This window comes from Acetobacter cerevisiae (genome assembly GCF_001580535.1).
Classification (GTDB): Bacteria; Pseudomonadota; Alphaproteobacteria; order Acetobacterales; family Acetobacteraceae; genus Acetobacter; species Acetobacter cerevisiae.
In genome coordinates, this window is sequence record NZ_LHZA01000096.1 from 1 (window position 1) to 11,369 (window position 11,369).

Annotated in this window: 10 protein-coding genes; 4 read left to right on the forward strand and 6 right to left on the reverse strand. The window is 58.5% G+C overall.

Going from position 1 to position 11,369, the window contains the following annotated elements; all coding sequences use genetic code 11:
• Positions 1-252, forward strand: a 252-nt coding sequence (locus AD928_RS01875) for a cupin domain-containing protein (RefSeq protein ID WP_156470054.1), incomplete at its 5' end; no start/stop codon positions are given.
• 108 nt (positions 253-360) lie between these two features.
• Here the strand turns inward: AD928_RS01875 and AD928_RS01880 are convergent.
• The 6 genes from AD928_RS01880 to AD928_RS01900 form a co-directional block, all read right to left on the reverse strand.
• A complete protein-coding gene (locus AD928_RS01880; protein WP_082779686.1) occupies positions 361-2,130 on the reverse strand; it encodes a M28 family metallopeptidase in 1,770 nt (589 codons plus the stop codon).
• 150 nt (positions 2,131-2,280) lie between these two features.
• A complete protein-coding gene (locus tag AD928_RS14335) occupies positions 2,281-2,403 on the reverse strand; it encodes a DUF2474 family protein (RefSeq protein ID WP_156470055.1) in 123 nt (40 codons plus the stop codon).
• An 11-nt stretch (positions 2,404-2,414) separates the two neighbouring features.
• Positions 2,415-3,440 (reverse strand): cytochrome d ubiquinol oxidase subunit II, encoded by a 1,026-nt coding sequence (cydB, locus tag AD928_RS01885; protein WP_062247788.1) that lies wholly within the window; start codon positions 3,438-3,440, stop codon positions 2,415-2,417.
• A gap of 8 nt (positions 3,441-3,448) precedes the next feature.
• A complete protein-coding gene (locus AD928_RS01890; RefSeq protein ID WP_062247775.1) occupies positions 3,449-4,891 on the reverse strand; it encodes a cytochrome ubiquinol oxidase subunit I in 1,443 nt (480 codons plus the stop codon).
• 304 nt (positions 4,892-5,195) lie between these two features.
• Positions 5,196-6,155, reverse strand: a complete 960-nt coding sequence (locus tag AD928_RS01895; RefSeq protein ID WP_082779687.1) for a cytochrome-c peroxidase — start codon at positions 6,153-6,155, stop codon at positions 5,196-5,198.
• Positions 6,152-6,766 (reverse strand): hypothetical protein, encoded by a 615-nt coding sequence (locus tag AD928_RS01900; protein WP_156470056.1) that lies wholly within the window; start codon positions 6,764-6,766, stop codon positions 6,152-6,154. The genes AD928_RS01895 and AD928_RS01900 overlap by 4 nt, the downstream gene beginning before the upstream one ends.
• A gap of 64 nt (positions 6,767-6,830) precedes the next feature.
• On the opposite strand from AD928_RS01900, the gene AD928_RS01905 reads away from it, so the two are divergent.
• The 3 genes from AD928_RS01905 to AD928_RS01915 form a co-directional block, all read left to right on the forward strand.
• Positions 6,831-9,041 (forward strand): TonB-dependent receptor plug domain-containing protein, encoded by a 2,211-nt coding sequence (locus AD928_RS01905; protein ID WP_062247781.1) that lies wholly within the window; start codon positions 6,831-6,833, stop codon positions 9,039-9,041.
• A 109-nt stretch (positions 9,042-9,150) separates the two neighbouring features.
• Positions 9,151-10,566 carry a DUF2252 domain-containing protein gene (locus AD928_RS01910; protein ID WP_062247783.1) on the forward strand — a complete coding sequence of 472 codons (1,416 nt, stop codon included), beginning with the start codon at positions 9,151-9,153 and terminating at the stop codon, positions 10,564-10,566.
• A gap of 120 nt (positions 10,567-10,686) precedes the next feature.
• Positions 10,687-11,369 (forward strand): ParB N-terminal domain-containing protein (locus AD928_RS01915; protein WP_209436635.1); only part of this gene is annotated, 683 nt, incomplete at its 3' end.

Sequence of the window (11,369 nt, forward strand, 5' to 3'; positions counted from 1 at the left end):
CTCAAGTGTGAGAAATCCGCGTCGACCCCGTGGGAAGAACACCCGCATGACGAATTTCTGCTTGTTGTGGAAGGCCAGACAACGGTCGTTCTGAAAAAAGACGGCGAGGAACTCACCCTTATTGGCAAAAAAGGCGACGTTCTCTTTGTGCCCGGCAGCTCATGGCACCGGCAGGACACACAGGGGCCAGTCGCTCTGCTGTATATTACCGACAAGTCCGGCACGCAGCACACGGCCAAAACGCCTGCCTGATAACGTTGCAGGAAGCTGCCGAAAAACACGATAGCTTCCTTGCTTTGCGTGGCAGGATTACCACTGGCAGACGGGCTAAAAAGACAGTCTGCCAGGTTTTAAATCGCCTTACTGACCACCCCGCACAGCAGCACTCTTCGCGCGCGTTGCGGCAAATTCTGAACCCGGCTTCCACTGCGGCCAATTCTGCGAAAATGCCAGATTGCGCCCAACAGTATACAGCAGCGCCACATCTTCCGCTGCCCCGCGCACATCCCAGTCCGGGCTCCATGCGTCACAGGCCTGATGGTAGCAGACCATATAATCCTGCAACCATTTCCGCCCGGCTTCCACACCGCCTTTCAGCAGATCGGGGTAGCCCGCCATATCCATAAGAGCCGCCACCGGCACACCGGCGCGGGCAAACGGCAGATGGTCGGCACGGTAAAAGGCCCCACGCTCCGGCATGGCTTCCGGCAGCATGACACGACCCTGTTTTTCCGCCGCCGCAGCCACGTCATCCTGCACGGTGTCCTGCCCTGCCCCCACCATAAAGACGTTGTGGGACGGACCGGCCATCTGCAACACATCCATAGTGAAATTCGCCGCCGTTTTTTCCAGCGGGGCCATAGGATGCGCGGCATACCATGCCGAACCCAGCAGGCCGCGTTCCTCAGCAGTCCATGAGGCAAACATCACCGTACGCTCCGGCTGCGGACCGGCCTTGAACGCACGGGCGATTTCCAGAACACCCGCCACACCGGAACCATCATCAATCGCACCGTGGCGGATCACCTCATGGCCCTGCGCATCCTTGCTCATGCCAAACGCATCCCAGTGTGCGCCGAACATCACGGTTTCATCCGGGTGTTTGCTGCCGGTCAGCTTGCCCAGCACGTTCTGGCTTTCCAGATGTGAGACCTCGACCGGCGCATCGAGTGAGAAGCGGGCCTTTGGCAGCGTAACCGGCTTGAAAGACGCCTGCCGCGCCTGCACCCGCAGCGCGGGCAGATCCAGCCCGGCCTGCGCAAAAACCTTTGTGGCGGCTGGGGTGGAAATCCAGCCCTGCATCAGCACCGGCTGGTTCTCACCGCTCTGGGCAATGTCAAAGGATTCACCACCCGGTGCAATCACTGTGGACCACTCATAAGCCGCCCCCGCCGTGTCATGCACAATCAGCGCACCAATCGCACCACGTCGTGCGGCTTCCTCATATTTGTAGGTCCAGCGGCCATAATAGGTCATGGCGCGGCCACCAAATTTGCCGGCCACGGCCTCATCCGGTTTGGCGTCAAAATCCGGGTCGTTAATCAGGAAAACGGCAATCTTGCCTTTCAGATCCACGCCTTTGAAATCATCCCATCCACGCTCGGGCGCATGTACGCCATAACCAACAAAGACCAGCGGCGCGTTCTGGATTTTCAGACGGTCCACACCTCGCCCGGTGGTGAAATAGACGTCTTTCGTCTGCTCCAGCGGCAGGGTATTTTTGGCATAGGCCACCTGCAGGAGATCAGGCTTCCCCACGCGGGTGTGCTGCAACGGCACGCGCTGCGTCCAGCCACCATTCTCGCCAGCCGGTTCCAGACCAATCTGCTTATACTGCTCAATCAGCCAGACCACGGTGCGCGCCTCCCCCGGAGAACCGGGAGCACGGCCTTCAAACGCATCAGACCCCAGCACCTTCATGGCATCTGACATCCGCTGAGGGCTGATCGGCGCATAAACAGAGGGGGAAACATCAGCGGCCTGCGCTACGCTGGAAAGCCCCTGCGGCCCACCCAGCCCCGCCGCAAGAGCGGCAAAAGAGACTGCACAGACCAGCAGGCCCTGCCGCAAACTGCGCAGCCCTCCGTCTTGTAGCGTGCTGCACCGGCCTGTTGTCTGTGTTGTGCGCATTGTGTGTGTCCTGCCTCGGAGAAAGGGAATGGTGTCGCAACAATAGTCAGGACAGTTTTCACAAAGCAACAGGTCTGCCCAAAACAGACAGGGCGCGTCCGCCGGAAAAAGCGAACGCGCCCTGCTGAAGAGGCAAAAATCTGCCTCAGATCACGGATGGATCAGGAGCCGCAGCGCCCCGGCCACAACGCCAAGCGCGGCAACACCCCCTGCCCACAGCCCCACAAACCAGAGCAGCCGGAGCCACAGGGGGCGTTCTGCTGTGTGCTGCATGGTCATCTCCCTCAATGGTAGCTCTCACTATGCTCGTTCACCGTGCCACGGAACACATGGTAGGCAAACGCCGTGTAGGACAGGATCAGCGGGATCAGCACCGCAGCCCCCACCAGCAGAAACGCCTGGCTGGATGGCGGAGCCGATGCATCCCAGATGGTCATACCCGGCGGCACGATATACGGCCAGATGGAAATCCCCAGTCCGGAGAAGGACAGGAAAAACCAGCCCAGCGCACAGAAGAACGGGATGCGACGAGACACCTTGCGGCGCAGCGCCATGAACATGACCACCGCCAGAGCAATCACCGCGACCGGCACCGGAGCGACAAAGAGAATACGGGGCCAGTCCGTCCAGTTTTGCATGTATGTTGCATGCAGCGCCGGGGTCCATAACGAGACACCGGCAATCATCACCAGCATGGCGATGGAGAGAATGCCGGACCACTTGCGCATGGTGTCCTGCAACGTGTTTTCCGTCCGCCAGACCAGCCATGTCGCGCCCAGCAGCGTGTAGCCACAAGCCACAGCCAGACCGCAGAACAGCGGGAACGGAGCCAGCCAGTCAAACCCGCTGCCGACAAAGGCATTGTTTTCAACATGAATGCCAGACACCAGCGTGCCGAGAATAACGCCCTGCATGACAGACGCCACAAGGGAGCCGCCACAGAACCCGACATCCCATAAATCCCGCATCCGCTGCGTGTGCATGCGGGAGCGGAATTCAAACGCCACCCCACGCATGATCAGCGCAAACAGCATGATCAGAACAGGCAGATATAACGCAGGCAGGATGGTGGCGTAGGCGTTGGGGAACACGCCATACAGCGCAGCCCCGCCAAAAATCATCCATGTCTCGTTGCCGTCCCATACGGGGGCGATGGTTTGCACCATCACGTTCCGATAGGTCTTGTTCGGCTCGGCAAGAAAGAGAATACCAAGCCCAAGGTCAAATCCATCCAGCACGATGTAGATGAAAATGGCCATGGCCGCGAGAACCGCCCAGACAATGGGGAGCCAATAGGCCGCACCGGTCATATCCATGATCAGCTATCCTTCCCTGTTTCGCCTGCGGCGGCTGTGTTGGAAACGGCAGCCTGCATGGAGGCGGCACGCTGCGGATCATGCGCATCCGGTCCGACTTCACCCACATGCGGTTCCTGCGCAAAGCCACGCAGAAGAATGCTGATGCCCGACGCAAAAACGATGAAATACACAATAACGAAAACAATCAGCGTGGAAGCAATGCTCCCCCCCGCCACCGGCGAGGCACTGTCTGCCGTGCGCAGCAGGCCGTAGACGGTGAAGGGCTGCCGCCCGACTTCCGTCGTCACCCAGCCGCACAGCATGGCAATAAACCCGGCAGGTGCCATAACCAGCGCAAACCGCTGCAACAGCACATCCGAACACAGGCGTTTGCGCCAGCGCAGCCAGAGCGAATACACGCCCAGCACCGCCATCAGCATCCCCAGCGCCACCATGATGCGGAACGTGAAGAACACCACGTAAGACGGCGCACGCTGGTCCTTAGGGTAATCCTTCAGGCCCGGCACTTTGCCATCAAGGCTGTGCGTCAGAATAAGGGAGCCCATCAGGGGGATTTCCACTTTATACCGCGTGGTTTCATGCTCCATGTCCGGAATACCAAACAGCAGTTCCGGCGCGCGGCTCTGGCTGTCCCAGTCCCCCTCCATGGCGGCAATCTTGGCTGGCTGATATTTGAGCGTATTCAAACCCTGCGTATCACCCGCCAGAATTTGCAGCGGAGCGACAATGGCCGCCATCCACATGGCCATGGAGAACATGACCTTAACGGCTTCCGTCGGGGCATGCCCTGCCCGCCTGGCCCGCAGCAGATGCCATGCGCCTACACCACCGACCACAAACGCCACGCACAGGAAGGCGGCGAGCGCCATATGCACAAGGCGGAACGGGAAGGAGGGGTTGAAGACAATGGCCCACCAGTCTGCCGGGATAAAGCGGCCTGTTCCGGGCTCAATGGCGTAGCCCTGCGGGGTTTGCATCCATGAGTTGGAAGAGAGGATCCAGCTCATGGAAATCAACGTGCCGAGTGAGACCACGCAGGTGGCAAAAAAGTGCAGCTTCCGGCCAACCTTGTTCATGCCAAACAGCATGATGCCGAGGAAGCCTGCCTCCAGAAAGAAGGCGGTCATCACTTCATAACCAAGCAATGGCCCGAGGATAGGCCCGACTTTTTGCGAAAACTGCGCCCAGTTGGTGCCAAATTCGTACGACATGACCAGCCCGGAGACCACGCCCATGCCAAAAACAATAGAAAACGCCCGCAGCCAGTAGCGGAACAGGTCCAGATAAACCTGCCGGCCGGTTTTAAGCCACAGGCCTTCCAATACCGCCAGAAACGCGGCTAGCCCGATAGAAAAAGCGGGAAAAACAATATGAAATCCGACAGTGAATGCAAATTGCAATCGTGCCAGAAATAAGGGATCCAGTGCGCCCACGAGGCCCATACTCCATTCTCAGAACGTACGCGCCTTCAAAACCTGGTCTCGACGACACGAACGCGGTTCTAGTGCGAAACATTTCCGATGCATGCGCCTGAAATGTCGTCGCGTTCTGCCCGGGTGTGGCATTAGCACACCCCACGCGACAAAGCGTTTGTCGTCATGACATCATAAACAGGCTTTATGTTGAACACCTGGCCGCCAGGAAAGTTGCATGTTCGCGCAAGAAAACCCTGCGCAGAGCTGCCCTGTTCTTTCCAAAAGGCAGGGCGTAGCAGGCTTGGCGGGCGCGTATGGTGCGGAGCGTGCCCTAGAGGGGGCAGCCTTCCGGCGGCAGGGAAAATGCCGGATTATGCAGAAAGCTCGGGTCTGTCAGCGTCTGAAGGAAGGCCTCCAGCGCTTTTTCCTCCCCCCGAGATAAGGCCGGACTGTGTGTATGCGCCTCCAGAGCCAAGCTCAGCGTGGGGGCTGAGCCATCATGCAGATAGGGCGCGGTCACCCCGACATTGCGCAACGACGGCGTTCTGACCCGTGCCGGATGGGCGGAATTGATGCTGTGAAAAGACTGATCGGTCAACAAAGGGCCACTATGGCAGGACGCACAGTGCGCCTGCCCGAAGAATAACGCCGCCCCGCGCTGCGCATCATCCGGCAAACGGGCCTGTTTCTTCTCCGCCTGATCCCACACGCTGTTTTGCGAGATAAGTGTGCGCTCAAACGCTGCCAGAGCTTCCGGCACGGTGCGGGCATCAATGCGTCCGTTTTTATTTTTGAAAGCGCGCGCAAAGAGCTTCTGATAACAGGCATCACCAGATACGCGATGCAGCAACGTCGCCCAGTCCAGCATACCCATTTCCACCGGACCGTGCCCGAAGACCGGCGTGGCAACCTGCTGTTCCAGCGTGGTGATGTGCTGATCCAGCCATGTCAGCGTTTTCAACGCGCCGACATTCCCCAGTGAGGGCACATTGCGCACCCCGGCATCATCCGTAATGCCCGCATGCGTCGGCATTCCGTCCGCAAAGGCGTGGCGCTGCTCATGGCAGGAGGCGCAGGCCATGCTGCCATCGCCCGAGAGATCGGCATCATAAAACAAACGTCGCCCAAGCTGGATACGCACCTCGTCCTCTGACAAGGGTGCCGCATTGGGGGCCGGGACCTCCGGCACGGTCGCAGCCTGCGCGTCCCGAGCGGTTCCCCCTGCACTCCAGAAAACTGACGCCAGACATACACCCGCCAGAAGACGCACGACAGAACCGGCTGACCTCATGGGGTCGGGATCACCATCAGCGTCATATCCGGCTTGCCGCTACCGCTGACTTCAATCACCGCACGTCCGGCAACCAGCGGGAAATCTACCATCTTGCCAATGCCGCTACAGGCAGGCCCGCGATTATGGCCGGAGGAGACAATGGTTTTGCCATCCTGCACCACATCCAGCCAGGCCCGGCTGCCCAGCATGACCCGATAAGTGCCCGCCGCAGGCACATCAAACGCAAACATGCCGCCGGAACTCACCTTGCCACCCGGCTGCTCGGGCCGCACGGCATAATGCATGTCGGCTGTGGAGCGGAGTTGCGCGGCCACGGCCTTGCCAGCTGTCAGTTTGATACCGTCCAGCTCGCCTGCCGTTGCGGCGGCTGTCACAGACGTTGGCCCCGTCCAGCCCTTCAGCGCATCTGGCAGAGGGGCGACCTCTTTCGGGCAATTCTGCATGCCGTGGCCGCCATGACCGGCATGCTCATTTTGGCTCTGCGCCGCCTGCTGAGCCTGCGCAGGCGCACACAGCAAACCCGACACGCCGCCTTCAACTATCAGCCCCAGTGACAAAATTATCACAGCCTTTAACGCAAACTGTTTCCCAATTGCCATACGCTTCATGCTCCATCTATATACGGTCGAATATTATATATGCAGAAATATTGATAAAGGACCCTTACCCTAAATGAAAGCCTTCCTCCCGGCGACCACGCGCACCCTTTCTGCCGTGACACTGGCCAGCCTGCTCTCCACCGTTGCAAGCGCGGCCTTTGCCGAAACCTCTCCGCTGAGTGCGACGCCGAACCTGCATCAGGTTAAAAAGAAGGCTTCCAAACCCACACCCTCCGCTCCGCCAGCATTACCGCAAACGCGGGCTGACAGCGCCTATGATGCGCTGACAACCGGCACGCCCACCTATAACAGCGTGGTGGCGAACCGCTCCAATTCTGACATTTACGGCCCCGGTGAAATTACGGTCTACGGCACCCCGCACCGGAATGCGCTGGTCGGCAATTCCACCCTTTCTGCCGATGCCATTTATACGCTGAATAAAAACACGCTGGATGAAGCCGCCAACCTGATCCCCGGTGTGAACTCTGCCAACACCGGCGGCACACGGAATGAGCGCACCATTCTGGTCCGTGGGTTTAACCGCTTTCAGGTCCCGCTAATGGTGGACGGCATCCGCATTTATCTACCTGCGGATAACCGGCTGGATTACGGGCGTTTTCTGACACCGGATATTGCGGAAATTCAGGTCGCCAAAGGCTATGCCTCCGTGCTGGATGGGCCGGACGCCATGGGCGGCATGGTCAACCTTGTGACCAGAAAACCCCACAAGGAGTTGGAAGGCGAACTGCGCGGCGGCTCCATGCTGGGGCATGACGGCGGCTATTCAGGCTATAACGTGTTCGGGCTGATAGGCACTAAACATGAAAAATGGTACGCGCAGGCCAACTTTGCCATCAACAACGTGGACCATACCGACCTTTCCTCCAATTATGACCCCACGCCCTCACAGGGCAAAGGCAAACGCCTGCTGACAGATTCTGAAGACTGGCGCGTAAACTTTAAGGTCGGCTACACACCGAACGCCACCGACGAATACACCATTAACTACACCCGCCAGAGCGGTGAAAAACGCGCGCCCTTCAGTGTGACGGACTCTGTCAGCGCGCAGAAGGACTGGACATGGCCCGCGTGGGATCTGGATAGCCTCTCCCTCACCTCCCGCACCAAACTGGGCGACCGGCTGACCCTGCGCTCCCGCCTGTATCGCAATACCTTCTATAATCTTCTCAGAAGTTTTGATAACGCTGACCTGAATACCCAGACAAAAGCCAAAGCCTTCAACAGCTATTATAATGACACAGCCTGGGGCGGGAACGTCCGCCTGGATGCCGAACTTTCCCGGCAGGATACGCTGGGCATTGCGTTCTATGGTCGTCGGGATGAACATTCCGAAAATGAGCAGGTTTTTCCCAGCGGGGCTTATCAACCCACCGTCAGCTCGGTTGAGGAAAGCTACAGCATTGCGGGCGAAAACGTGTTCCGCTTCCTGCCCAACCTCGATCTGACAACCGGCGTCAGTTATGACTGGCGCGTGCTGGACAAGGCGCAGGGCTATTCCGGCGGGATTATCCATTACCCCACCCGCAACCGGGGCGCGCCCAACGGGCAGGCCCGCCTGAGCTGGCGACCGGATAAAGTGTCTGAACTGCATATCAGCGTGTCCGACCGAGTGCGTTTCCCCACGTTGTTTGAGCGCTTCAGCACTCGCTTTGGCGGCGCGGTTTCCAACCCCGGCCTGCGCCCGGAGCGCGCGCAGAACTATGAGCTGGGCGGGTCTCATACCTTTGGAAATATCGAGGTCTCCGGAGCTCTTTTCTATTCCCACCTGACAGACCTGATTGCCTCCTTCCCTGTGCAGTATAACGGCACCACCGTCTCCCAGAGCCGGAACATCAACAGCGGGAACTATGCCGGGGCGGAAATTTCTCTGGCTATTCCGGTACGGAAAGATCTGCTGATTGGCGGCAACTATACCTATACGCATCAGGATGTGAGCGCGCCGGGGTCCTCCCCACGTTACCGGCCTACGGATGTGCCGTCTCACAAGGCATTTGCCTATGTGGAATGGTCGCCCATCAAAAAACTGCGCTTTGTGCCGAACGTGGCGATTTCTTCCAACCGCTGGACCATGAACTCCATGGGCACAACCTACTTCCGCACCGGGCATAACGTGAACATCTCCGCCCGTGTGGATTACCAGATTACCCCCAACGTGCAGATTGGCGCGAATGCCTCCAACCTGCTGGACCAGAATTACCAGATGGTGGGCGGCTACCCGGAACAGGGGCGCAACTTCTACGTCAATCTGAAAATCTCCGGTTAAACCGCAAAGCCCTGAGCAAGGCCGCGTTTGCAGTGAACGCGGCGCATAGCTGACCGGCTAGGGCGTTCACATGTTGGCATGGCCTTCGGGCTGTGTCTAAATTTGTCTTATGACATCTGCCCCCACGGTCCAGCCCGCCAACCTCCGCCCCCGCGCCCTTCGCCATGCTGAGGGCGTGAAGCTCCGCAAGAGCGCGCCCCGCACCAAACAGGCAGAGTGGCAGCCCCCTAAAAACAGGAAGGACCCGGTTTCCATCCTTATGGAACAGGGCACACACCGCATCACCGCACTGTTGCCGGTGCGGTATGCACGCATGGCGGCCTCTCCCTTCGCCTTTCTGCGTGGGGCGGCTGCGGTGATGGCGTCGGATCTGGCCGGAACGCTCTCTGCTGGCCCCAAAGTGCAGAGCTGTGGCGATTGCCATCTGGCCAACTTTGGCAGCTATGCCTCGCCAGAAGGCATCCCTGTTTTTGACATCAATGATTTTGATGAAACGCTCTCCGCCCCGTTTGAATGGGACGTGAAGCGTTTAGGCACGTCTCTGGTGCTGGCCGGACGTGAAGGCGGCCTGTCCGAAAATGCCTCCCGCGCGCTGGCCCGCACCATGGCCCAGACGTATGCGCAGGAAATGGCGAAACTCGCTCCGCTGAACCCGCTGGCCATCTGGGCCGAACGCATTGACCTTTCCGCCGCCATTGCCGGTTTTCAGGACAAGCAGGCCCGCAAAAAGGTTCAAAGCCTGCTGGATGCGCGGCTGGAAAGTGCCCGCAGCCACTTCGGCCTTGTCGCGGAGGATTGCGGCACCCCGCGCCTGACGGAGAAGCCGCCACTGGTGGTGCGCCTGCCCGAACAGGATGACACGATCCGCGCCGCCTTTGCCCGCTACCTCGCCACCCAGCCGCCGGAACGCGCCATTCTGCTTTCCCGCTACACGTTGCAGGACGTGATTTTTAAAGTTGTGGGCGTGGGTAGCGTGGGCACCTTCTGTGCCATTGGTTTGTTTGCCACGGCGGATAATGAGGTTCTGCTGCTCCAGATCAAGGAAGCGCAAACTTCTGTTCTGGCCCCGTATCTGGCCCCCTCCCCGTTCCGTAATCAGGGTGAACGGGTGGTGACGGGGCAGCGGATTATGCAGACGGCATCTGACGCTTTTCTGGGCTGGACGCATAGCGGCGGCACGGATGAAGTGGACGGTGAGACCGGCACCCAGCCCACCGGCCAGCGCCAGTTTTACGTCCGCCGCCTAAAAGACCAGCGACTGGCCGCCATTGGCGCGGAATTCGCCCAGATTGGCCTACCAGACTATGCCCTGCTGTGTGGCCGCACACTGGCCCGCGCCCACGCCCGCTCTGGCGACGTCGCCACCCTTTCCGGCTACCTCGGCGCAGGCCGCGCCTTTGCCGACGCCATCACCACCTTCTCCACCGCCTACGCCGACCAGACCAAAGCGGACTGGAAAGCGTTTTGTGCGACGATTAAGGCGGGACGGATTTCTGCGCAGGTCCCAGTGGCGGCAAAAAAATGAGCCGGCGACAAGAAAACTGAAACGTCATTTTTCTAATGTAATTGATTACAACAATCGTGCATAAAATGATTTTCCATGTAATATCTCGATAAAAATAGCATGATATTTAAAAGGTAAGCCATGATTTTTGAACAACTGAATATTGATATTTTACGTGTAAATCGCGCCAATGATCGTCACGGAGAGGTTGGCAGTGAGGACTTGGCTATAGCAGAACTGTTCCGCCTCCATGAGTCTCGAATGCGCAATTTGGCGGCCGACATCGCGGCCGTTGGCACAGTGTTCGACCCCCCTCTGGTTCGTCCTTTTGAGGGGGTATATGTGGTTTTCGACGGCAATCGACGAATCACTTGCCTTAAGCTCCTCCTAGACCCTAAGCGTGCGCCTAGCCCCGAGCTAAGGTTATATTTTGAAGAACTCGCAAATAAGGCTGAAATTCCAGAAGCTTTAACCTGTCAAATTGAGGAAAATCAGAAGGTTATTAATCAGATACTGTTCCGGCGACACACTGGATCTCAGGGGGGCGTCGGCCAAATTGATTGGAATGATAGAGCTAAGTTGAATTTTTCAGAACGAACAGGACAAAGTAGCAAGATTAATGTCGGAGCGGAGGTCGAGCATTTGCTTGGCAATGCCAAGAAACTTCCTGATGGTAATATTCCGTGGTCAACTATGTCCCGCCTTCTTTCATCAGAAGAATTCCGGAACCGTGTCGGCATCAGCGCTACGGGGCGAAAATTTAAACTCATCCATGATCATGAGGCTGTAACTAAAGCACTCTCTAGGTGTTTGGTCCCGGGGTT